Origin of the sequence: Leifsonia sp. Root4 (assembly GCF_001425085.1) — a bacterium.
Classification (GTDB): Bacteria; Actinomycetota; Actinomycetes; order Actinomycetales; family Microbacteriaceae; genus Microterricola.
Genome location: NZ_LMDN01000001.1, coordinates 598896 through 620348 on the forward strand (window position 1 = coordinate 598896; position 21453 = coordinate 620348).

The 21453-nt window shown below is 69.0% G+C and carries 21 protein-coding genes and 2 riboswitches; of the genes, 12 read left to right on the forward strand and 9 right to left on the reverse strand.

Features of this window, described 5'->3' with window-relative positions:
- Positions 1–103: 103 nt before the first annotated feature.
- The 5 genes from ASC66_RS02810 (at position 104) to ribH (ending at position 4986) form a co-directional block, all read left to right on the forward strand.
- Complete coding sequence (locus ASC66_RS02810) at positions 104–1072, forward strand: sugar-binding transcriptional regulator (protein WP_055834357.1); 969 nt, start codon at positions 104–106, stop codon at positions 1070–1072.
- 175 nt (positions 1073–1247) lie between these two features.
- Positions 1248–1388, forward strand: a riboswitch (FMN riboswitch).
- Positions 1389–1498: 110 nt separating this feature from the next.
- The gene (gene ribD, locus ASC66_RS02815; protein WP_502691547.1) at positions 1499–2569 is read left to right on the forward strand and encodes a bifunctional diaminohydroxyphosphoribosylaminopyrimidine deaminase/5-amino-6-(5-phosphoribosylamino)uracil reductase RibD; all 1071 of its coding nucleotides are present in this window, start codon (positions 1499–1501) and stop codon (positions 2567–2569) included.
- Between the two features lies 1 nt (position 2570).
- Positions 2571–3212: a riboflavin synthase gene (locus tag ASC66_RS02820; protein WP_055834360.1), complete on the forward strand. Its 642-nt coding sequence runs from the start codon at positions 2571–2573 to the stop codon at positions 3210–3212.
- Complete coding sequence (locus ASC66_RS02825) at positions 3209–4507, forward strand: bifunctional 3,4-dihydroxy-2-butanone-4-phosphate synthase/GTP cyclohydrolase II (protein ID WP_055834362.1); 1299 nt, start codon at positions 3209–3211, stop codon at positions 4505–4507. Before ASC66_RS02820 ends, ASC66_RS02825 begins: the two co-directional genes overlap by 4 nt.
- Positions 4504–4986, forward strand: coding sequence for a 6,7-dimethyl-8-ribityllumazine synthase (gene ribH / locus ASC66_RS02830; RefSeq protein WP_055834365.1), 483 nt, complete (start codon positions 4504–4506; stop codon positions 4984–4986). Before ASC66_RS02825 ends, ribH begins: the two co-directional genes overlap by 4 nt.
- Positions 4987–5102: 116 nt before the next feature.
- Here the strand turns inward: ribH and ASC66_RS02835 are convergent, their stop codons facing one another.
- Entirely contained in the window at positions 5103–5552 is a 450-nt protein-coding gene (locus ASC66_RS02835) for a DUF2269 family protein (RefSeq protein WP_055834368.1), read from the reverse strand.
- A gap of 243 nt (positions 5553–5795) precedes the next feature.
- Here ASC66_RS02835 and ASC66_RS02840 point away from each other — a divergent pair, with 243 nt between their 5' ends.
- Positions 5796–7175, forward strand: a complete 1380-nt coding sequence (locus tag ASC66_RS02840) for an MFS transporter (RefSeq protein WP_055834371.1) — start codon at positions 5796–5798, stop codon at positions 7173–7175.
- Between the two features lie 164 nt (positions 7176–7339).
- Complete coding sequence (locus ASC66_RS02845; RefSeq protein WP_055834374.1) at positions 7340–9226, forward strand: ABC transporter ATP-binding protein; 1887 nt, start codon at positions 7340–7342, stop codon at positions 9224–9226.
- Between the two features lie 5 nt (positions 9227–9231).
- On the opposite strand, the gene ASC66_RS02850 is transcribed toward ASC66_RS02845, so the two are convergent.
- Complete coding sequence (locus ASC66_RS02850) at positions 9232–9714, reverse strand: YbaK/EbsC family protein (protein WP_055834377.1); 483 nt, start codon at positions 9712–9714, stop codon at positions 9232–9234.
- Between the two features lie 53 nt (positions 9715–9767).
- Here ASC66_RS02850 and ASC66_RS02855 point away from each other — a divergent pair, with 53 nt between their 5' ends.
- The gene (locus ASC66_RS02855) at positions 9768–10304 is read left to right on the forward strand and encodes a gamma carbonic anhydrase family protein (RefSeq protein ID WP_055834380.1); all 537 of its coding nucleotides are present in this window, start codon (positions 9768–9770) and stop codon (positions 10302–10304) included.
- A gap of 12 nt (positions 10305–10316) precedes the next feature.
- Here ASC66_RS02855 and ASC66_RS02860 read toward each other — a convergent pair whose 3' ends face one another.
- Together ASC66_RS02860 and ASC66_RS02865 are read right to left on the reverse strand one after the other, a co-directional pair.
- The gene (locus ASC66_RS02860; RefSeq protein ID WP_055834384.1) at positions 10317–11672 is read right to left on the reverse strand and encodes an NAD(P)-binding domain-containing protein; all 1356 of its coding nucleotides are present in this window, start codon (positions 11670–11672) and stop codon (positions 10317–10319) included.
- Positions 11669–12097: an arsenate reductase ArsC gene (locus ASC66_RS02865; RefSeq protein ID WP_055836230.1), complete on the reverse strand. Its 429-nt coding sequence runs from the start codon at positions 12095–12097 to the stop codon at positions 11669–11671. Before ASC66_RS02865 ends, ASC66_RS02860 begins: the two co-directional genes overlap by 4 nt.
- 57 nt (positions 12098–12154) lie before the next feature.
- Here ASC66_RS02865 and ASC66_RS02870 point away from each other — a divergent pair, with 57 nt between their 5' ends.
- The gene (locus tag ASC66_RS02870; RefSeq protein WP_055834387.1) at positions 12155–12505 is read left to right on the forward strand and encodes an ArsR/SmtB family transcription factor; all 351 of its coding nucleotides are present in this window, start codon (positions 12155–12157) and stop codon (positions 12503–12505) included.
- A gap of 93 nt (positions 12506–12598) precedes the next feature.
- Here ASC66_RS02870 and ASC66_RS02875 read toward each other — a convergent pair whose 3' ends face one another.
- Positions 12599–13486, reverse strand: coding sequence for a bifunctional methylenetetrahydrofolate dehydrogenase/methenyltetrahydrofolate cyclohydrolase (locus tag ASC66_RS02875; protein WP_055834390.1), 888 nt, complete (start codon positions 13484–13486; stop codon positions 12599–12601).
- The gene (gene glyA / locus ASC66_RS02880; protein WP_055834393.1) at positions 13486–14763 is read right to left on the reverse strand and encodes a serine hydroxymethyltransferase; all 1278 of its coding nucleotides are present in this window, start codon (positions 14761–14763) and stop codon (positions 13486–13488) included. Before glyA ends, ASC66_RS02875 begins: the two co-directional genes overlap by 1 nt.
- A gap of 92 nt (positions 14764–14855) precedes the next feature.
- A riboswitch (ZMP/ZTP riboswitch) is annotated at positions 14856–14939 on the reverse strand.
- A gap of 87 nt (positions 14940–15026) precedes the next feature.
- On the opposite strand from glyA, the gene ASC66_RS02885 reads away from it, so the two are divergent.
- The gene (locus ASC66_RS02885; RefSeq protein WP_055834396.1) at positions 15027–16562 is read left to right on the forward strand and encodes a beta-N-acetylhexosaminidase; all 1536 of its coding nucleotides are present in this window, start codon (positions 15027–15029) and stop codon (positions 16560–16562) included.
- Positions 16563–17202: 640 nt separating this feature from the next.
- Entirely contained in the window at positions 17203–17616 is a 414-nt protein-coding gene (locus tag ASC66_RS18385) for an endonuclease domain-containing protein (RefSeq protein WP_235496638.1), read from the forward strand.
- Between the two features lie 116 nt (positions 17617–17732).
- On the opposite strand, the gene ASC66_RS02895 is transcribed toward ASC66_RS18385, so the two are convergent.
- On the reverse strand, positions 17733–18587 hold the full coding sequence (locus ASC66_RS02895) for a phytanoyl-CoA dioxygenase family protein (protein ID WP_055834401.1): 855 nt from the start codon (positions 18585–18587) through the stop codon (positions 17733–17735).
- A 159-nt stretch (positions 18588–18746) separates the two neighbouring features.
- Between ASC66_RS02895 and ASC66_RS02900 the strand changes: the two genes are divergently transcribed.
- Positions 18747–19520, forward strand: coding sequence for an AraC family transcriptional regulator (locus tag ASC66_RS02900; RefSeq protein ID WP_286145580.1), 774 nt, complete (start codon positions 18747–18749; stop codon positions 19518–19520).
- 27 nt (positions 19521–19547) lie between these two features.
- Here the strand turns inward: ASC66_RS02900 and ASC66_RS02905 are convergent, their stop codons facing one another.
- Complete coding sequence (locus ASC66_RS02905) at positions 19548–20468, reverse strand: carbohydrate ABC transporter permease (protein ID WP_235496639.1); 921 nt, start codon at positions 20466–20468, stop codon at positions 19548–19550.
- 2 nt (positions 20469–20470) lie between these two features.
- Complete coding sequence (locus ASC66_RS02910) at positions 20471–21421, reverse strand: carbohydrate ABC transporter permease (protein ID WP_055834407.1); 951 nt, start codon at positions 21419–21421, stop codon at positions 20471–20473.
- Between the last annotated feature and the right edge of the window lie 32 nt (positions 21422–21453).

The following is a 21453-nucleotide window of genomic DNA, read 5'->3' on the forward strand; positions in this document are numbered from 1 at the left end:
TTTGCCACCCCGTGTGTATGAATACATCTTGAACACATCCGCACAATCTTTCAAAGCTGCTGCACATATGTGCAGGGCGGATGCAGGGAGATGAGTACCAGCAATGAACGAGTTCGACGCGGCATCCGAAACCGCCAAGACCCGCGACGCCCTGCGCGCCGCGCACCTCTATTACATGCAGGACCTGACGATGGACGCGATCGCGCACGAGCTGCACACCTCGCGCTCATCGGTGTCCCGGTTGCTCAGCCATGCCAGGGCGAGCGGACTCGTCGACATCCAGATCCGCTCACCGCGGGACATGCCTGGCCGCATCGAGGAGGCGATCCGTGAACGGCACGGCATCACCGCGCACGTCGTTCCGGTTCCGGAGAACGCCAGCGACGTCGACAGACTGGAGCGGGTCGCCCTCTCCGCTGCACGAATTCTCGGCCAGTTCTTCGATTCGAACATGTCACTCGGCATCGCCTGGGGCTCGACGATGAGCGCGCTCAGCCGGCACCTCACACCCAAACAGACCCACAACTCCCAGATCGTGCAGCTGAACGGCGCCGGCAACATGCGCACGACCGGCATCCTCTACGCCTCCGAGATCCTGCGCCGTTTCGGCGACGCCTACGGCGCCCACGTGCAGCAGTTCCCCGTTCCGGCCTTCTTCGATGACCCCGACACCAAGCACGCCATGTGGCGAGAGCGCTCGACCCAGCGCGTCGTGCAGATGCAGGGCAGCATGGATGTCGCCCTCTTCGGCATCGGCTCCCCGTTCGCCGAGGTTCCGAGCCACGTCTACGCCGGCGGCTACCTGGAGCCGGAGGACTTCCAGTCGCTCAGCCGCGACGGCGCGATCGGCGACGTCGCGACGGTGTTCTACCGGGCCGACGGCTCGACCGACGGCATCGCCCTGAACGAGCGCGGCACCGGCCCGAGCTTCGAGTTGCTGCGCCGCACGCCCCGCCGGGTCTGCGTCGTGGCCGGCCTGTCAAAACTGCCGAGCCTCCGCGGCGCCCTCAGCGCGGAGCTCGTGACCGATCTGATCGTCGACGAGTCGACCGCTCGGGCGCTCCTGGACTGAGCGGGCTACCCGCGCGTCGTGAAAACAGGCTGGGTGGGTTCGGTGGCACTCAGAACAGGCAGTATCGGCACGTTCAACTCCTGCTTGCCTGTTTTGGCTACGAGACCGATGAAGCGCCCGACGGGCAAGGGAATAATCCGTGCCGTACGGCGTTGGCCTAGACTCAGAAGCAAGAAACGTGCTCCGGGGTCGGTGGGAATCCGAACCGGCGGTGAAAGTCCGCGAGCCGTGATGCGACCACCTGGTGGGAGCGGAGCGGTTGAGCCGGTGAAACTCCGGCACCGACGGTTAAAGTCCGGATGGGAGGATGCACGCGTCGATTGTCGAACGTGTCCGGATCACTCCGAACACACGGCAGGAGACGAGTTTCGAGCCTGCTCGGAACCCTTCACTCAACCCCGGAGCGCCTTGATGACAAGGATCGCCATGGGAATGCACTCGCCGAGCAGCGCGCTCGACCAGTTGATGCGCCGCGCGTTCGCGCTGGCCGCTCGCGGTCCGGCCCGCGGCGTGAATCCCCAGGTCGGTTGCATTCTTCTGGCGGATGACGGCACTGTGCTCGCCGAGGGCTGGCATCGCGGTGCCGGCACCCCGCACGCCGAGGTCGACGCTCTCTCGCAGCTCGCGCCAGGCGCCGCGCGCGGTGCGACCGCGATCGTGACCCTCGAACCGTGCAACCACCACGGTCGAACCGGCCCGTGCGCCGAGGCGCTGATCGAGGCGGGCGTCGCGACCGTGTTCTACTCGGTGTCCGACCCCGGTCCAGCCTCCGCCGGGGGCGCGGAGCGCCTGCGTGCCGCGGGAATCGCGGCGACGGGTGGCGTCCTCACCGAAGAGGGCGAGGCGCTGCTCGGCGACTGGCTGCCTGCCGCCAGACTCGGCCGGCCGGTCGTGACGGTCAAGTGGGCGTCGAGCCTGGACGGGCGGGCTGCGGCATCCGATGGCTCGAGCCAGTGGATCACCGGCCCCGCCGCCCGGGGCGACGTGCACAGGCGCCGGGCCGCCGCAGACGCGATCGCCGTCGGGACGGGCACCGTGCTCGCCGACGACCCCTCGCTCACGGCCCGCGACGAGCAGGGCAGCCTGCTGCCGGAGCAGCCGATCCCCGTCGTGTTCGGTCGGCGCCGGACCGCGCCGGACGCCGCCGTCTTCTCCCACCCGCACGCACCTCTCTTCTACGACGGTCTCGAGCTCCGCGCGCAGCTGGCCGATCTGCACGCGCGCGGCATCCGCTCGCTCTTCGTCGAGGGCGGCCCGACCTTGGCGAGCGCGTTCATCGCCGCCGGCCTCGCCGACGAACTGCTGATCTACCTGGCACCGATGCTCCTCGGCGGCCCGAAACTCGCGCTCGGCGAGCTCGGCATCCCCTCGATCGCGAGCGCCATGCGGCTCGAGTTGCGGAGCGTCGAACGCCTCGGTGACGACCTGCTGCTCGTCGCCCAGCCATCCCCCACTCCCTCCACCGCTCACACGGCCACCGCCGCGAAAGGACACTGACGTGTTTACAGGAATCATCGAGGAGCTCGGCCGCATCGAACGCGTCGAGCGGTCCGGCGACGCCGCCCGCATCACCGTTCGCGGCCCACTCGTCGTCAGCGATGCCGGCCACGGCGACTCGATCGCGGTGAGTGGGGTCTGCCTGACCGTCGTCGCGAGCGATGCCGAGACGTTCACCGTCGACGTGATGGCCCAGACCCTCGCCATGAGCACCCTGGCCGATGCCGCGGCCGGCCGCCCCGTGAATCTGGAACGAGCGACCGCCGTCGGCGACCGGCTCGGCGGCCACATCGTGCAGGGCCACATCGACGGCACGGCCACCGTGCTCGCGGTCACGCCCGGCAGCGCCTGGCGCGTCGTGCGCTTCAGCCTCGACGCCGCGCACGCCCCGCTCGTCGTCGACAAGGGCTCGATCGCCGTCGACGGGGTCTCGCTCACCGTGAGCAGCATCAGCGATGCCGCGGAGCCGGAGCAGTGGTTCGAGGTGTCACTCATCCCCGAGACTCTCGTCGCGACCACGCTCGGTGAGCGCGTCGTCGGCGACAGCGTGAACATCGAGACCGATATCTTGGCCCGCCACGTTGCACGGATGTTCGCGCTGCAGGGCGCGACATCCGCTGAATCAGTAAGGAGCGCTTCATGAGCCTGTCGACGATGCCCGAGGTGATCGCGGCACTGCGCGCGGGCAAGCCCGTGATCGTGGCCGACGATGAGGGCCGCGAGAACGAGGGCGACGCCATCCTCTCGGCCGAGCTGGCCAGCCAGGAGTGGATCGCGTGGATGGTGCGCAACACCAGCGGATTCCTCTGCGCACCGATGCCGGCAGAGTTCGCCGACCGCCTGGGCCTGCCGCTCATGGTCGAGGCCAACGAGGACGCCCGCAACACGGCCTACACGATCACCGTCGACGCCGCGGAGCGGGTGACGACCGGCATCAGCGCCGGCGACCGCGCCCGCACGCTGCGGGTGCTCGCCGACCCGGATTCCCAGCCGGCCAGCCTGATCCGCCCCGGCCACGTGCTGCCGTTGCGCGCGGTGGCCGGCGGAGTGCGCGAGCGTGCTGGCCACACCGAGGCGGCCGTGGACCTGATGCTGATGGCAGGGCTCAGCCCCGTCGGCGTGATCGGCGAGCTCGTCGCCGACGACGGCGAGATGATGCGACTGCCAGGGCTGCTCGAGCTCGGCGACCGCGAGGGGCTGCCGGTGACGACCGTCGCCGCGATCGCGGACTGGTTGCACGCGCAGCACGACGACGAGGCGGATGCCGCGGCATCCGTCGTCGAGAATGTGCGCGTCAACTTCGAGGTCGAGACCACGATCCCCACGACGCACGGACCGTTCCGTGTGCGCGCCTACCGCGACCGCACGAGCGGGGCCGACCACGTGGCCATCCTCGCCGGCGATCCCGGCTCGCAGGCCCCGCTCGTCCGGGTGCACTCCGAGTGCCTCACCGGCGAGGCCTTCGGTTCGCTCAAGTGCGAGTGCGGACCGCAGCTGGACGCGGCACTCGCCACGATCCAACGCGACGGCGGAATCGTCATATACCTGCGCGGGCATGAAGGTCGTGGCATCGGCCTCATCAACAAACTCCGCGCCTACCGCCTGCAGGAGGACGGCCTCGACACGCTGGACGCGAACCTCGCGCTCGGCCTGCCAGCCGACTCCCGCGACTACGGCGCCGCTGCAGCGATTCTCGACGATCTCGGCATCGATGCGGTACGCCTGCTCACCAACAACCCTGAGAAGGTGCGCCAGCTCGAACTCCACGGAGTCCGGGTGAGCGAGCGGGTCCCGCTCGTCGTCGGTGTCGGCGCCTTCAACGAGAGTTACCTCGAAACCAAGCGTGACCGCATGGGTCACAGCATCAACGATCAGCAGTTGGCCGATGCCAACGACGATCTCCCCATTGAAGAACTCCTAGAAGGGCACGCATCATGAGCGGAGCAGGATCCCCAACGGCAGCACTCGGCGAGACGATCGATGGCAGCGGCCTTCGCGTCGTGATCGTGGCCGGGCAGTGGCACGAGGTCATCACAGACGGTCTGATCGCCGGTGCTGAACGGGTGCTCACGGCATCCGGCGCCGAGTACGAGATCGTGCGCGTTCCCGGCAGCTTCGAGCTGCCCGTCGTCAGCAAGGCGGCCCTCGAGGCCGGTGCCGACGCGGTTGTGGCGCTCGGCGTGATCATCCGCGGCGGAACCCCGCACTTCGAGTACGTCTCGGCAGCGGCCACCGACGGCCTCACCCGGGTGGCGCTCGACACCGGCAAGCCGGTCGGCTTCGGTGTGCTCACCCTCGACGACGAGCAGCAGGGACTCGACCGTGCCGGCCTCCCCGGCTCGAAAGAGGACAAGGGCGAGGAGGCCGCCACGGCCGCCATCGCCACAGCCAGAGCCCTCGCGACGCTGCGCGCCTGACTCAGGCTCGATCGGCGGGCCGACCAGGCTCATCAACGGGAGAAGCCCCGAGCGTTTCAGTGAAACGCTCGGGGCTTCGTTCGCTGGCGCTCTCTCAGCCGGCGTGGGAGATGCTGTTACGGCTTCCAGACCATGAGCACCGTGACGGCGACGAGCAGAAGCGCCACGACACCGCTGCCGGCGGCGATGGCCGGGTACTTGACCGGGGCGGCCGCGACTGCTGAGCCCTCGTTCGCCTGCAGCGCCTCGGCGGCCTTGCGCATCGTCGGGACGACGACGAACAGTGAGATGCCGAGCGCGACCAGGTAGAGGACGATCGACCAGAGGACCCACGGCGTGGTGACGGACAGGTCATACTTCGGGTCGGACATGCCCATCACTCCGAAGCCGAACACCACGACGAGCAGTGACAGCAGGCTCATCAGGTAGGTGGACTTGGCCAGCACCGCGACCTGGGCGCCGTTGCCGGCACGGACGGCACGCATGGCGGTCATGGGCAGGATGGCCATCGGGCCGACGATGAAGACGGCGCTGACGACGTGCAAAATGCTGAACAGGGTATCCATGGTTCCAGCCTAGTCAGCGGCCGGATGAGGGCCATCAGTCTTTCGATGGGTTCTGCGCTCACCGTCGATTCGGTGTCGAGGTGCGGCCCGCGTAGGCTGGATAGGTTGCCACAAGCGACAAAAACTCGCTCTCTTCACCACCGTGGCCCCGTGCGCCCGATCGACGCCAACACCGCGTGGTTCCATATCTCTGCGCCCACGGCCTCTCAGCCAGTGGCGCGCCCCATCGGAGCCTCTTCACGCATGTCTGCACCATCCTCGTCCCCCCAGACCACATCCACACAGACCACATCCGCCCCGGCGAACCCGCGCAGCCGGGTCATCCTGGCCAGCCTCATCGGCACGACGATCGAGTTCTACGACTTCTACGTCTACGCCACGGCCGCCGTGCTCGTCTTCCCCCACCTCTTCTTCCCGGCGGGCGACGAGACGACGGCGCTCCTGCAGTCCTTCGCCGTCTTCGGCGCCGCGATGGTCGCTCGCCCCATCGGCGCCGTCATCTTCGGCCACCTCGGTGACAAGCACGGCCGCAAGGCCACCCTCGTGGGCGCGCTGCTCACGATGGGTATCGCGACCTTCATGATCGGCCTGCTGCCCACCTACCTCATGGTGGGCTGGCTCGCCCCGCTGCTCCTGGTGATCCTGCGCATCGCACAGGGCTTCGCCCTCGGAGGCGAGTGGTCTGGTGCCGCGCTCGTCGCCACCGAGAACGCGCCGAAGGGCAAGCGTGCCTGGTACGGCACCTTCCCCCAGCTCGGCGCACCGATCGGCTTCATCATCGCGAATGGCCTGTTCCTGATCATCGCGGCCGCCCTCCCCTCGGACGACCCATCGATGCCGTCTGAAGCGTTCCTCGAGTGGGGCTGGCGGATCCCGTTCCTCTTCTCCGTCGTGATGGTGATCGTCGGCCTCTGGGTGCGCCTGCGCCTCGTCGAGTCGACCGCATTCTCGACGGCATCCGCAGCAGGCAGGCTCACCAAGCTGCCGCTGGCCACCGTCTTCCAGAAGCACTGGCGCCAGCTGGTGCTCGGCACCTTCTTCATGCTCGCCACCTACGTGCTGTTCTACCTGATGACGACGTTCTCGCTCAGCTACGGCCGCTCCCCGGTCTCGCCGGAAAGCCCGACCGTGCAGCCAGGACTCGGCTACTCCTACAACACCTTCGTGCTCATGCTCATCGCTGGCGTGGTGTTCTTCGGCATCTTCACCCTCGTCTCCGGCCCGCTCGCCGACAAGTGGGGCCGCCGCAAGACGCTGATCTGGGTGACGCTCGGCATCATCGCCTTCGGTCTGCTCTGGGTTCCACTGCTCGGCGCCGGTACCGTCGGCGTCATGGCGTGGCTCGTGATCGGCTTCTCGCTGATGGGGCTCACCTTCGGCCCGATGGGCGCGCTGCTGCCCGAGCTGTTCCCGACCAATGTGCGTTACACCGGGTCCGGCATCAGCTACAACGTGTCGTCGATCCTCGGCGCGGCCGTCGCACCGTTCATCGCCGTCGCGCTGTGGAGCGCCGGTGACGGCAGCCCGTTCTGGGTCGGCATCTACCTGGCGGCCATGGCCGTGCTCACCCTGATCGCCCTGATCCTGTCGAAGGAGACGAAGGACGTCGACATCGACGCCTAGTCTCACGGCCAGCCTTTTCACAGGCCACCCGGCCGGATGCCACGCGCCACTGAAATAGAGTTGAGCGCGTGGCATCCGTCGTTCGAGAGGCAGCAGTGAGCAGCACAACAAGGCCGACAGCATCCGGGTCGGCAGAACCGAAGCAGGCAGCACCCGAGCAAGCGGTGAAGCAGGCAGCACCCGGCCGACGCGGTTTCGGTCGCAGGGGCGCCGCGGTCGAAACCGGTCCGCGCGCGAAGTTCAGCCAGCTGCTGCCGTACCTGCTCGAACACAAGGCCGTTCTGAGCGTCGTTGTCGTGCTCAGCATTCTCGGCGCAGCGGCGAGCCTCGCGCAGCCCCTGCTCGTCGGCAAGCTCATCGAGGTCGTGCAGGCCGGCCAGCCGCTCGGCATGCTCGTCTGGGCCCTCGTCGCCCTCGTCGTCATCGCCGCGCTCATCAGCGGTTACCAGCACTACCTGCTGCAGCGCACCGGTGAGGGCGTCGTGCTCTCCAGCCGTCGCCAGCTCGTCGCCCGCATGCTGCACCTGCCCATCGCCGAGTTCGACACCCGCCGCACCGGCGACCTCGTGTCCCGCGTCGGCAGCGACACCACGCTGCTCCGCGCGGTGCTCACCCAGGGCCTCGTCGATGCCGTCGGCGGCGTGCTCACCTTCGTCGGCGCGCTCATCGCGATGCTCATCATCGACCCCGTGCTGCTCGGTCTCACGCTGCTCGTGATCGTGATCTCCATCGTGACCGTCGTGCTGCTCTCCGCCCGCATCCGGGTGGCCAGCCTGCAGGCACAGACGAAGGTCGGCGATCTGGCCGCCAGCGTCGAGCGCGCCATCAGCGCCGTTCGCACCGTCCGCGCGTCCAACGCCACCGACCGTGAGATCGCGGCCGTCTCGGAGGAGGCGAAGGGTGCGTGGGAAGCCGGCATCCGGGTGGCCAGTATCTCGGCCCTCGTCGTGCCCGTCGCCGGCATCGCCATGCAGGTCTCGCTGCTCGTCGTGCTCGGCGTCGGTGGCTTCCGTGTCGCCAGCGGCGCGATCTCGGTGGCGGACCTCGTCACGTTCATCCTGTTCCTGTTCATGCTGATCATGCCGCTCGGCACGGCGTTCGGGGCCATCACCTCCGTCAACGCGGCGCTCGGCGCCCTCGGCCGGATCCAGGAGATCATCGAGCTGCCGACCGAGTCCGACTACGACCGTGAGATCGCCCCGCTTGCCGGCGTCTCTCCCGACGAGCTCAGGGCCTTGCTCGCGACGGATGACACGGCGATCGAGTTCGACGATGTGCACTTCGCCTACGCCCTCAATCGCTCCGACGAGGCCGACCCGGCCAACGAGAGCGTCGACGAGCACCTGCCCGAGGGCAACGTCACCGACAAGCAGCCGGTGTTGCACGGCGTCTCCTTCGCGGCCCCGCGCGGCAAGCGCACCGCGCTGGTCGGCCCGTCGGGCGCGGGCAAGAGCACGATCCTGGCGCTGATCGAGCGCTTCTACGACCCGAGCGTCGGTGCGGTCCGACTGGCCGGCCTCGACATCCGCGGTCTCTCGCGCACCGAACTGCGCGCGCAGATCGGATACGTCGAGCAGGACGCGCCCGTGTTGGCCGGAACGCTGCGCGAGAACCTGAAGCTGGCGACACCGGATGCCAGCGACGAGGAGTGCGAGCGGGTGCTCCGGGCCGTGAATCTCGGCGAGGTGCTCGAACGCAACCCGCTCGGGCTCAGCGCCCCCGTCGGCGAGGACGGCGTGATGCTCTCCGGTGGCGAACGCCAGCGCCTCGCCATCGCGCGTGCGCTGCTCTCCGCTCCCCCGATCCTGCTGCTCGACGAGTCGACGTCGAGCCTCGACGGAGTGAATGAGCAGATGATGCGCGCCGCGATCGATGCCGTCGCCGAGGGGCGCACACTCATCGTGATCGCCCACCGGCTCTCGACCGTCGTCGACAGCGACCAGATCGTCGTGCTCGACCACGGCGAGGTCGTCGGCGTCGGCACGCACTCGGAGCTGGTGGTCTCCACCCCGCTCTACAAGGAGCTCGCCAAGCACCAGCTCCTGGTCTAGCCCCGCTAGGCGGGCGGTTCGACCGCTGTCGGTGTGCCGCCGGTGACGCGCAGCAGCTCGTCGTAGCTCGTCGCGAACACCGTGTGGGCGTGGCCGGCAGCGGCCCACACCACGTCGTAACCGGCCAGCGCGGTGTCGACGAGTGTGCGCACGGGGGCCGGGTGTCCAAGCGGGGCGACACCGCCGATCACCTGGCCCGTCGCCTCCTTCACGGTCTCTCTGCTCGCCCGCGCGATGTGGCCGCCGAGCTGCTCGCCGAGCCACGCGGTGTCGACGCGGTGAGCGCCGGAGGTGAGCACGAGCAACGGCTCGCCGTCGAGAGTGAAGACGAGCGAGTTCGCGATCTGCCCGAGCTCGATGCCGATGGCGTCGGCCGCGGCCTGCGCCGTCGGCGTCGCCTCGTCGAACCAGCGGATCTCCGGGGTGACTCCGTGCGCGGCCAGCGCCTCGCGGACCCGGTCGACGGCGGGGTGTTCTGTGTTGACCATTCCCCGATCCTAGAGCCGTGGCCGATGCCCGGCCCGGCGGTTAGGCTGGCGGCATGAAGATCGATCCATTCGCCAAGGTGCTCACGCTCAACGGCATTCCCGCACCGGATGTCGCAGACTCGGCATTCGTCGCGGCCGGTGCCGTGCTCGTCGGCCGGGTGACCCTGGCCGAGGATTCGAGCGTCTGGTACAACGCCGTGCTGCGGGCGGAGCAGGAGCCGATCGTGATCGGCGCGGGCTCGAATCTGCAGGACAACGTATCCGGCCACGTCGATGCCGGCTTCCCGCTCACCGTCGGACGCAACGTCTCGGTCGGCCACGGTGCGGTGCTGCACGGCTGCACCGTCGAGGACGACTGTCTCATCGGCATGTCATCGACGGTGCTGAACGGCGCCGTCATCGGTGCCGGATCCCTCGTGGCGGCCGGCGCCGTCGTGCTCGAGGGCACGATCGTTCCGCCCGGCTCGCTCGTCGCCGGCGTTCCGGCGAAGGTACGGCGGGAGCTGACGGAGGCCGAGCGGGACGGCATCCGCACCAATGCAACCGGCTACCTGCGCCACGTCGAACTGCACACGACCGCCGTCGACTGAGCGCTGCCGCGCTCAGGGCCGGGCGAGGCTGAGCTCGACCCGCACTGGAGCCGGATCGGCGCAGCAGGCGTCGCCGCCGGCGTCACCGGCATCGCCCGTGTTGCACACGCCGGTCTCCGGCAGCACCAGCTGCACCCGGCGCGCTGCCTCGTCGTCCCCGGCGAGGCTTGCAACAACCGAGCGCACCTGCTCGTAGCCGGTGGCCAGCAGGAAGGTCGGCGCGCGGCCGTAGCTCTTCATGCCGACGATGTAGACGTCGGCCTCCGGATGCCGCAGCTCGGCCTCCCCGTGCGCGGGAACACTGCCGCAGCTGTGCAGATTCGGGTCGATCAGCGGCGCGAGGGCCCGCGGGGCCTCGACGATGTCGTCCAGCTCGATGCGCAGCTCCCTGAGCACGCCGAGATCCGGCCGGAAGCCCGTCGCGGCGACGAGCCGATCGACGTCGAGCGAGACGGGCCCGCCCGCCCGCCCGCCGTGGATGCGCAGTGCGCCGTCGCGCTCCTCCAGCGCCGTGATGCCGAAGCGCTCGTGCACGGTGATGGCCCCGGACTCGACGAGGCGCCGCAGGCGGGAACCGATCGCTCCGCGTGCCGGCAGCTCGTCGGCGTCCGAGCCGTAGTTGCGCGCGGCCGATGCGCCGCGAATCACCCAGTGCAGTCGCGTCTCCGGCTCCTCCCTGGCGAGCGTCGCCAGGGCGAGGAGCGTGTTCGTCGCGGAGTGGCCGGAGCCGACGACCGCGACGGAGCGCCCGGCGAAGCGTTCGCGATCCCGCCCGAGCACATCGGGCATCGCCGTCTCGAGCAGGGCGGAGACACCCTCCGCCTCGCTGCCGAGCGGCGGAAGCCCCCCTGCGCCGACCGGGTTCGGCGTGCGCCAGGTGCCCGAGGCATCGATCACGGCCCGTGCGGCCAACTCGGCGATGGCGCCATCCGCTCCGCGCACCCGCAGCACGAAGGGCGAGCGGTCCCGGCGGCGCGAGCGCGTCTTGTCTGCGCCGTCCCGCGTGACGGCGAGCACCTCCGTGTTCAGCCGCAGCGCCGCGGCGATGGCTGGCAGCGCGGCGAGCGGCTCGAGGTAGTCGGAGACGAGTTCGCCGCCGAAGGGCAGCGCCGCGGCATCCGGGGCGGTCCAACCCTCCACCTCGAGCAGGCGCACGGCGGCGGCATCGGTGACGATGCTCCACGGGGAGAAGAGGCGCACGTGCGACCACTCGCGCACCGCCGCTGCGATGGTCTGCCCGGCCTCCACCACCAGGAAGGACTCGCCGCGCTCGACCAGGTGGGCGGCGGCGGCCAGCCCGACCGGTCCGGCACCGATGACGACGATCGGCAGCTGTGCACGCTCCGCTTCTGCCCCGGCAATGCTCATGCGGCACCGCCGGCCGGCAGGAGTTCGCCGAGCAGCGCCTCGATGCGGGCCTTGATGTCGTCGCGGATGGGGCGAACGGCGTCGATGCCTTGCCCGGCCGGGTCGTCGAGTTCCCAGTCCTCGTAGCGTTTGCCGGGGAAGATCGGGCAGACGTCGCCGCAGCCCATGGTGATCACCACATCGGATTCCCGCACGGCGTCGACGGTCAGCACCTTCGGCTGCTCGCCGGCGATGTCGATTCCCAGTTCGGCCATGGCCTCAATCGCGGTGGGGTTGATCTGATCCGCGGGCAGCGAGCCGGCAGAGAGCACGGTGACGACTCCGCCGGAGAGTTCGCGCAGGAAGCCGGCGGCCATCTGGGAGCGGCCCGCGTTGTGCACGCAGACGAAGAGCACGGTCGGGTTCTGCGGGATTTCAGCGTTCATGAGAGCAATCACACTGCATCCATCGACGTTTGTCAATATAGACGCTAGTCTATGTTTATGACGTCGATCGAGCTGCTGCCCCTGCGCGATGTGAGCGAGGGCTGTGCCCCGCAGAGCGTGGACGCGATCACATCGGAGGCCGCGGAGGGACTCGCCCGCCAGCTCAAGGCGCTGGCCGATCCGACGCGGCTGCGGCTCGTGTCGATGGTCGCTGCGCACCCGGCATCCGAGGCGTGCGTGTGCGATCTGCAGGAGCCGCTCGGCCTGAGCCAGCCGACCGTGTCCCACCACCTCAAGACCCTCGTCGACGCCGGCTTCCTACACCGCGAGAAGCGCGGGACGTGGGCCTACTACTCCCTCGTACCCGGCGCCATCGACCGTGTCGCCGCGCTGATCACGGCCGTCTGAGCCGCGCCGCCTGACTGCTCGGGGCCCGAACGACGGATGCCGCGTGCGCCGCCCTGAGGCTGGCGCACGCGGCATCCGGTGCGGTGCTCGCGATCAGTGCGAGCGCAGGCGCCTCTCGGCGGCCTGCACGACATTGCTCAGCAGCATCGCTCGGGTCATCGGGCCGACACCGCCCGGATTCGGCGAGAGGTGGCCGGCGACGGCGGCAACGGCGGGGTCGATGTCGCCCGTGAGCTTGCCCTTGCCCGTCTCCTCGTCGTGCACCCGCGTGATTCCGACGTCGAGCACCGCGGCGCCCGGCTTGATCCAGTCGGGCTTGATCAGGTGCGGAACACCGACCGCGGCCACGACGATGTCGGCCCGGCGCACCTCGGCGGCCAGGTCGACGGTCCGGGAGTGCGTGAGCGTGACGGTCGCGTCGATGCCCTTGCGCGTGAACAGCAGGCCGAGCGGCCGGCCGACGGTGAGACCGCGGCCGACGACGACGACGTGCCTGCCCTGCATCGGCACGTCGTAGCGGCGCAGGATCTCGACGATGCCCGCAGGGGTGCACGGCAGCGGCGAGTCCATGGCGCCGTCGACACCGAGCACGAGCCGACCGAGGTTGGTCGGGTGCAGGCCGTCGGCGTCCTTGGCCGGATCGATCAGCTCGAGCATGGCGTTCTCGTTGTGCCCGGCGGGCAGCGGCAACTGGATGATGTATCCGGTCACCTCGCGCGCCGAGTTGAGATCGGCGATCGCCCGCTTCACATCGGCGCTCGTCGCCGCGGCGGGCAGGTCGACGCGAATCGACTCGATGCCCACCTCCGCGCAGTCGCGGTGCTTGCCCGCGACGTAGCTGCGGGAGCCCGGGTCGTCGCCGACGAGCAGCGTGCCGAGACCCGGCACGACCCCGTCGGACCGGAGCGCGGCGATGCGATCGGCAAGTTCGCCCTTGATGGCGGACGCCGTCGCGACGCCGTCCAGCGTGATGGCCGTCATTACTGCTGCAGCCCGGGGTAGAGCGGGAACGCGTCGGTGAGCGTCTTCACGCGGGCGCGGAGACCGTTGATGTCGGCATCCGGCTTCAGCGTCTCGGCGATGACGTCGGCGACCTCGGTGAACTCGACATCGCCGAATCCGCGGGTGGCCAGGGCCGGGGTGCCGATGCGGAGGCCGGAGGTGACCATCGGCGGGCGCGGGTCGAAGGGAACCGAGTTGCGGTTGACCGTGATGCCGACGGCGTGCAGCGCGTCCTCGGCCTGCTGGCCGTCGATCGGCGAGTTGCGGAGGTCGGCGAGCACGAGGTGCACATCGGTTCCACCGGTGAGAACGTCGACGCCGGCCGCGCGGGAGTCGTCGGCGACGAGGCGCTCGGCCAGGATGCGCGCGCCGCTGAGCGTGCGTGCCTGGCGGTCGGCGAACTCGGGCTGCGCCGCGAGCAGGAAGGCGGTCGCCTTGGCTGCGATGACGTGCATGAGCGGTCCGCCCTGCTGGCCGGGGAAGACGTTGGAGTTGAGCTTCTTGGCGAGCTCCAAGTCGCGGGAGAGGATGAGGCCGGAGCGCGGGCCGGCGAGCGTCTTGTGCACCGTCGTCGAGACGACATCCGCGAAGGGGATGGGCGAGGGGTGCAGGCCTGCGGCGACGAGGCCGGCGAAGTGCGCCATGTCGACCCAGAGCTTGGCGCCGACCTCGTCGGCGATGGCGCGGAAGGCGGCGAAGTCGAGCTGGCGGGGGTAGGCCGACCAGCCGGCGATGATGACCTGCGGGCGGTGCTCGAGGGCCTTGTCGCGCACGACGTTCATGTCGACGAGGAAGGTCTCGGGGTCGACGCCGTAGGAGACGGCGTTGTAGAGCTTGCCGGAGAAGTTGAGCTTCATGCCGTGTGTGAGGTGGCCGCCGTGGGCCAGCTCGAGGCCGAGGATGGTGTCGCCGGGGGCGGCGATCGCGCTGAGCACCGCGGCGTTGGCCGTGGCGCCCGAGTGCGGCTGAACGTTGGCGTACTCGGCGCCGAACAGGCTCTTGGCACGCGAGATCGCGAGCGACTCGGCGATGTCGACGTACTCGCAGCCGCCGTAGTAACGACGCCCGGGGTAGCCCTCGGCGTACTTGTTGGTGAGAACCGAACCCTGCGACTGCAGAACCGAGACGGGAACGAAGTTCTCGCTCGCGATCATCTCGAGGTAGTCGCGCTGGCGGCCGAGCTCCTGCTCGAGCACGGCGGCGATCTCGGGGTCGACGACCTCGAGCGGCTGGTTGAACGTAGACGGTACAGACACTGGCAACTCCTTGAGAGGGGTACCGGTTCAGGGTCCTGAACACGGTGAACGAGCGGATGCTTGTTTCTCGCTGAACGCAGGGCAAAGCGAGTCGTCGTGGCCCAGGCGTGCGGCCACTAACCGTGTCAGTCGCTCCCCGATGGTGAACCATCCGAACGCCAGTTGCGACCCATTCAGCCTAGTCGCTCGGCCGGTCGGCCGAAACCCTGTGACCCCGCTCCGCCCACTTGCGCGGTAGTAAGGAACCCTGCCAGACTCGCGGGATGTCCAGCATCACAGTCGTGCCTGCCCCCGTCTCGCTGACGTCGCGTGGCGGTGACCCGTTCCGGCTCGATGCCGCCAGCAGGATCAACGCGGCGGGTGGGGCTGCGGCCGTCGGTGAGTATCTGGCCGGGCTGCTGCGGCCGCGCACGGGGTTCGCGCTGCCGGTCGACGCGGGAGCGGATGACGCCGCGGATGCCGCCGGCATCCGGCTCACGCTCGACCCCGCTGCATCTGCCGCTGCTCCGGACGGCTACACGCTGCGAAGCGGTGCCGACGGCATCACGATCACCGCGGCGAGCGCCGCCGGCCTGTTCCACGGCGTCCAGACGCTGCGCCAGCTCTTCCCCGCCGCGATCGAGGCGCCGCTCGGCGGCGACACTGGTGCCGCCGGCGGCGATTGGGTGGCCCCGGCCGTGCTCATCACGGATGCACCGCGCTTCGCCTACCGCGGCGCGATGCTCGACGTCGCCCGCAATGTGTTCTCCGTCGCGGAGGTCACCCGCTACATCGACACGATCGCGCTGCTGAAGCTCAACCACCTGCACCTGCACCTCAGCGACGACCAGGGCTGGCGCCTGCAGATCGACAGCTGGCCGCGCCTGACCGAGATCGGCAGCTCCACCTCGGTGCTCGGCGGCGGCGGCTTCTTCACCAAGGCCGACTACGCCGAGATCGTCGCGCACGCGGCCAGCCGCTTCGTCACGATCGTCCCGGAGATCGACCTGCCCGGGCACACGAACGCCGCCCTCGCCAGCTACGCGGAACTCAACATCGGCGGCGTCGCCACCTCGACCTATCGCGGAACGGAGGTGGGCATCAGCACCGTCGACACCACAGCCGAGGCCACCTGGCGCTTCGTCGAGGATGTTGTGCGGGAGGTGGCCGAGATGACGCCCGGGCCCTACCTGCACCTCGGCGGCGACGAGTCCCTCACCCTCAGTGCCGAGGACTTCGCGCGCTTCGTCGCCCGCGCCAGCCGTGTCGGAGCGGCCAGCGGCAAGACGGTGATCGGCTGGCACGAGATGGGTCAGTCCGGCGATCTGGCGCCCGGCACCGTCGGGCAGTACTGGGACTACCTCGTGCCGCGGGCCGATGCCGCCGCGCACACACTCAGCTTCGTCGAGCAGGGCGGCAGCGTCATCCTCTCCCCCGCCGATGTCAGCTACCTCGACATCCACTACCCGGACAGCGACCGCCTCGGCCAGGACTGGGCCGACGGCCCCACCTCCGTCGAGCAGGCGTACTCCTGGGATCCGGCGGCGATCGTGCCCGGCCTGCCGGAGGAGTCGGTGCTCGGCGTCGAGGCCGCGATCTGGACCGAGACGATGCTGGGAATCGAGGATGTCGAGGTCATGGCCTTCCCGCGCATCGTTGCGGTCGCCGAGATCGCATGGTCTCCGGCCCCGGCCGGCACGCCGAGCGCCGCTCCGGATGCCGCAGAGCGCAGCTTCGCGGAGTTCTCGCCCCGCCTCACGGCGTTCGCGGAGCGACTCGACGCCCTCGGCATCCGTTACCACCGCACCGCGCTCGCCTAGCTCCCCGCCCGCCCGCCCGCGGCATGGGAGGTAAAGAGCGGCACGGGAGGCCACTTCTCTCATTTGCGGCCTCCCTTCGCGCCTTTCACCTCCCGTGATGCGTCGGACACCCGGTGGCGGCTGCCCTGCACAGGCGCTGCCAGCGTGGCGATTCTCCACAGCTCCCACCGTTCCTCTGGCCGAGCAGGACGCCGCGGGTGACGCTCGGTGCATGCACCTCATCACCTGGCTCAACTCACAGTCCGGAATTGCCCACTCGACCGATGCCGTTCGCGTTGGCTTCACGAGATACAGCATCGAGGCAGCCGTGAGGGCCGGTGCCGTCCAGCGCGTTCGGCGCCGGTGGCTCGCCACTGCGGATGCCCCAGCTGACCTCCGCATCGCAGCTGGCTATGGCGCACGGCTGACCTGCCTCAGCGTCGCCTCTCGCCACTCGCTGTGGCACCTGCCAGATGGCCAGACGCATCTCGCGGTACCTCCGAACGCTGGACATTTCGCGGTCGGCGATCATCGTGCGCACTGGGGCGGTGGCCCCGTCGGAACGCCGAAGTACGCGCTGGTCGAACCGCTTGAGAACGCGCTCGTACACGTCGCCGACTGCCAGCCGTTTGAGAATGCTCTCGTCGTTTGGGAGTCAGCCATGAACAAGGGACTCGTGCACCCCGACTACCTCGCCGGCCTCACACTGCGCAGTGCTGCCGCCAGACGTGTACGCACGGCCAGCTCGAGCCTGTCCGACTCCGGCGTCGAGACGATCCCCCGCGCACGTTTGGAACGCATCGGAATTCGAATGCGCCAGCAGGTCGTGCTCGACGGGCACCCCGTCGACGGCCTCATCGGTGACAGGCTCGTGCTCCAGATCGACGGCTTTAGTTACCACGGCACGCCGGAGCAGCGTCGCCGCGACATCGCGGGCGATCGGCGACTGACTCTGCGCGGGTACACCGTGCTGCGCTTCGATTACAAGCAGATCCTCTTCGAATGGGCCACCGTCGAGGCCGAGATTCTGGCTGCGATGGCCCGCGGCCTGCACCTCGCCGCCGTGAGGCACTAGCGCGACGGGAGGTGATCGGCGCGAGGGGAGGCCGGAATCTGGAGTTGTGGCCTCCCGCCACGCCGAAGGCCTCCGCCGGCGTTGCCGCGTGGGTGTACGGCGGCGGCGGGGCGGGGTCAGAGACCGTCGTCGTCGTGCCAGTGCTCCTGCCAACGCCAGTCGATGGGCTCGCCGGCGCGCTGGTAGCGGATGTCGGTGGACAGCCGCATCCGACCGCCCGCGTCGGTGTTGTCGAGGCTCGCGTGCACGATGTGGGCCGAGTGCACCATGACGTCACCTGCTGCGTAGTCGGTGATCAGCCAGCGGGTGTCGTGGCGCTCCGCCAGCCCGGGCAGATCGGCGGTGATGGACGCCGCGGGCCTGGCGAGCCGACCCTCGCGTTCCTCGGCCATCACCCAGTGGTGACTGCCCTCGAGATACACCAGACCACCGAGACCGAGCGGGATGTCACCGAGCGGGATCCACATCGAGAGCACCCTGTCGCTGCCCTCCCGCAGGTAGACGAGGTCGTAGTGCGCCTGCGTCGCCGTGCCGATGCCCCGTTCGTCCGGCGCGATGTGCCGGATGATCTTGCGCCGGTGCAGGTGCACGTCGTCGTCGCCGAAGAACCACGCGAACCACTCGGCGATGAGCGGGTTTCTGCAGAGCGCCTCGTACTCGGCGCTCGGCACGATCGAGTCGAAGAGGGTCTCGCGGTAGGCACCGCGATCAAGCGGTCCGTCGCCCGCGATGCCGTCGACCGGGTCACTCCCCGGCGCGACCAGCCCGGTGTGCGCCAGCGCCGCGAAGTAATAGCGGCGGAACTCGACGACGAGCTCGGGGTCGAGGTGCCCGCTGAGATAGAGGTAGCCGTCGCGGCGCAGGCGCTGCCAGAGCGCCTCGCGGTTGCCGCGCTCCGCCGGCGGGACCGGCTCCAGTGCGGCGAGCCGCGCGAGATCCTCATCGAGGACATAGCTGTTTGACGTGAGCATGCAGCAACTCTGCCGGGCCGTGCCCCGGGAATCCATGCACATCGCTAGACTGCGACTTGGATTCTTCTGACGATCACGTCGCGACAAGGAGTGTTGGTGGACGACTGGGCCGAGTACGCGAATCCGCTCGGAGTTCTCCGGGATTTCGGCCTTAGCTGCGTGGGAGCGGGCGAACAGGCAGACGCCACCGCCGGCTTCGACAGTCGATACTTGGATTCCCATGCGCTCGTGATCATCACGAGCGGCTCCGGCAGCTACCGCGATCGGCGCACCGGCGCTGACGGCATTCCGGTGCAGGCGCCGGCCATCCTGTCGGTCACGCCGGGCACCGAGCACGGCTATGCCCCTGATGCCGCGGGCTGGAGCGAGAGCTGGCTGCTTGTCACGGGCAGCGGCGTGCAACCGTACACACGGCTCGGGCTGTTCGACCGCGCGCGCCCGGTGCTGCCGCTGCGGGAGCTGCCGACGCTCGGCGGCGACTTCGCCGAGCTCCGCACCGCGCTCGGCGCGGCCGACCCGATCGCGCCGTTCTCGGCATCCGCTCTCTGCCACCGGATTCTCGTGGCCGTCGCCGCCGCGATCCGGCCCGCGGACCCCACGGATGCCGCGGCGCGTGCGACCGCCGCCTTCGTCGAATCCGCGTCCCTCGATATCTCGATGGAGGAGCGCGCGCGGCGGCTCGGCCTCGGCATCGCCGAGCTGCGCGATGCGGTGCGCCTCGCGACGGGGAGCACCCCGATCGAGCTGCTCGTGCAGTCACGCATCCGCATGGCCCGGCAGCTCCTGGTCGACACAGAGCTGCCGGTCTCCCGCATCGCCGAGCTCGTCGGCTACGCGGATGCCGCCTACTTCAGTCGCCTGTTCGCGAGGCGCGCCGGGGTCTCCCCCAGCCGCCACCGCTCCCAGTTCACCCGCGGCCGGCCAGCGGGGTAGCCGCGCCGACGCGCCGTGCGCCGTGCGCTACTTCACGCTGCCGGCGGTGAGTCCGCCGACCAGACGCTTCTCGATCAGCATGAAGAGGACGACGACGGGGATGATCGCGACGATCGAGACGCCGAAGACGTACTGCCAGCTGGTCTCGTACTGCCCGACGAACTTCGTCAGCGCGACGGAGAGCGGCTGGTTGCCCGCGGTGGAGAGGATCACGAGCGATGCCGCGAACTCGTTCCAGCAGGCGACGAAGGTGAAGACGATCGCCGTGACGATGCCCGGCCACACCAGGGGCAGGTTGATCTTGAACAGCACGGTCAGTCGTCCCGCGCCGTCGATCTGCGCCGCCTCGTCGACCTCCTTGGGGATGCCGGCGAAGAAGCTGTGCATGATCCACACCGCGAAGGAGAGGTTGAATGCCGCGTTCACGAGGATCATCGCGAGCCAGGTGTCCGAGAGGCCGAGGGTGACGAACTGCCGGAACAGACCCGAGGTCAGCACCGCGGGCTGCAGCATCTGGGTGACGATCACGAGGAACAGGAAGATCAGGCGACCGGGGAAGCGGGCCCTGGCCGTGTAGTAGGCGGCCGGCAGCGCCACGAGCAGCACCAGCAGCGTCGCGAACACCGAGATGACGATCGTCGAGATCAGGTTCTGCACCAGCGGGGTCTCCGGCGTCGACCACATGGTGATGTAGTTCTCCCAGTGCCATTCCGTGGGGAAGTAGGTGGGGTCGACGGAGCGGATCTCTGACTTGGATTTGACCGAGCCGAAGAACATGATGACGTACGGCAGGATGAAGATCAGCAGCACGGCGAGTCCGGCGGCCATGCGCCAGGCGACGCGGCCGGCAGAGATCTGGTCTTCCGTGTAGCGGCGCTTGCGCGTGATCGGCGGGCGGGAGGCGTTCGGCGTCTCTGACGCGCGGTCCGGCGTGGCTGTCGCAGTCACGATCAGACCTCCTTCATGGGCTTGACGACCTTGACGTAGATCGCCACGATCACGATCACGATCACGAATGCGACGACGCTCAGCGCGCTGGCGACATCGATCTTGTGTTGGTTCTGGATGTATTTGAAGATCATCGTCATGATCGTGTCGGCGTCGTAGCCCGGTATCGACCCCGTCATCACCTTGAGGATGGGGAGCGAATTGAACACGTTGATGATGTTGATCAGCACGGCGACGGCGAGCGCCCCGCGCAGTTGGGGGAGCACGATGCTGAAGTAGGTGCGCGAGGGGCTTGCGCCGTCCATCTTCGCGGCCTCGATGGCATCGCCGGGGATCGTCTGGAGCCCGGCGAGGATCGTGTAGGTCGTGAACGGCAGCGACACGAAGACGGCGATCACGATCGACCAGGCGAACGCCGTGTCGGCGTTCCTCGTCCAGCCGTATCCCTCGGGCGTGTCGATGAGCCCGATGTCCACCAGGAACTTGTTGATGATTCCGAAGTACGGCTCGAGGCCGTAGTAGACGACCATCGTCGTCATCACCACGGATGCCGCCCACGGCACGATCACGGCGAGACGCACCAGCTGGCGCCCCGGGAATGCCTTGTTCAGCAGCTGGGCGAGTCCGAGCGAGATCAGCACCGTCAACACGACGACGGCGATCACCCAGACGATGGTCCGGCCGAAGATCGGCCAGAAGTAGGCGAAGTTGAACACCTCGAGGTAGTTGGCAAAGCCGACGGACCCCTTGTCGATTCCGCTCTGACTGATGTCCCGTGTGGAGTTGAAGAACATCACACCGGCGGGGAAGAACACCACGCCGACGATCAGTATCAGCACGGGCCCGATCCACGGCAACGCCGCGAGCAGGTCCTTGCCGCCCGTCCCTGCGCGGGGGCGGCCGGTGGCCGCCCCCGCGGGGATCGATGGTTTCTTCTGTGTTGCGTTGCTCATTTCACTGCCTTCATCGATCCCACGGGTGTTGG

What these genes read in the sequence shown, in the direction of transcription:
- ASC66_RS18385 (WP_235496638.1), top strand. Translation starts at nt 17,203, where the DNA reads ATGAACAAGGGACTCGTGCACCCCGACTACCTCGCCGGCCTCACACTG.
- ASC66_RS02855 (WP_055834380.1), top strand. Translation starts at nt 9,768, where the DNA reads ATGAAGATCGATCCATTCGCCAAGGTGCTCACGCTCAACGGCATTCCC.
- ASC66_RS02840 (WP_055834371.1), top strand. Translation starts at nt 5,796, where the DNA reads ATGTCTGCACCATCCTCGTCCCCCCAGACCACATCCACACAGACCACA.
- ASC66_RS02870 (WP_055834387.1), top strand. Translation starts at nt 12,155, where the DNA reads ATGACGTCGATCGAGCTGCTGCCCCTGCGCGATGTGAGCGAGGGCTGT.
- ASC66_RS02835 (WP_055834368.1), bottom strand. Translation starts at nt 5,552, where the DNA reads ATGGATACCCTGTTCAGCATTTTGCACGTCGTCAGCGCCGTCTTCATC.
- ribD (WP_502691547.1), top strand. Translation starts at nt 1,499, where the DNA reads ATGGGAATGCACTCGCCGAGCAGCGCGCTCGACCAGTTGATGCGCCGC.
- ASC66_RS02860 (WP_055834384.1), bottom strand. Translation starts at nt 11,672, where the DNA reads ATGAGCATTGCCGGGGCAGAAGCGGAGCGTGCACAGCTGCCGATCGTC.
- ASC66_RS02910 (WP_055834407.1), bottom strand. Translation starts at nt 21,421, where the DNA reads ATGAGCAACGCAACACAGAAGAAACCATCGATCCCCGCGGGGGCGGCC.
- ASC66_RS02850 (WP_055834377.1), bottom strand. Translation starts at nt 9,714, where the DNA reads ATGGTCAACACAGAACACCCCGCCGTCGACCGGGTCCGCGAGGCGCTG.
- ASC66_RS02895 (WP_055834401.1), bottom strand. Translation starts at nt 18,587, where the DNA reads ATGCTCACGTCAAACAGCTATGTCCTCGATGAGGATCTCGCGCGGCTC.
- ASC66_RS02865 (WP_055836230.1), bottom strand. Translation starts at nt 12,097, where the DNA reads ATGAACGCTGAAATCCCGCAGAACCCGACCGTGCTCTTCGTCTGCGTG.
- ASC66_RS02875 (WP_055834390.1), bottom strand. Translation starts at nt 13,486, where the DNA reads ATGACGGCCATCACGCTGGACGGCGTCGCGACGGCGTCCGCCATCAAG.
- ASC66_RS02810 (WP_055834357.1), top strand. Translation starts at nt 104, where the DNA reads ATGAACGAGTTCGACGCGGCATCCGAAACCGCCAAGACCCGCGACGCC.
- ribH (WP_055834365.1), top strand. Translation starts at nt 4,504, where the DNA reads ATGAGCGGAGCAGGATCCCCAACGGCAGCACTCGGCGAGACGATCGAT.
- ASC66_RS02825 (WP_055834362.1), top strand. Translation starts at nt 3,209, where the DNA reads ATGAGCCTGTCGACGATGCCCGAGGTGATCGCGGCACTGCGCGCGGGC.
- ASC66_RS02885 (WP_055834396.1), top strand. Translation starts at nt 15,027, where the DNA reads ATGTCCAGCATCACAGTCGTGCCTGCCCCCGTCTCGCTGACGTCGCGT.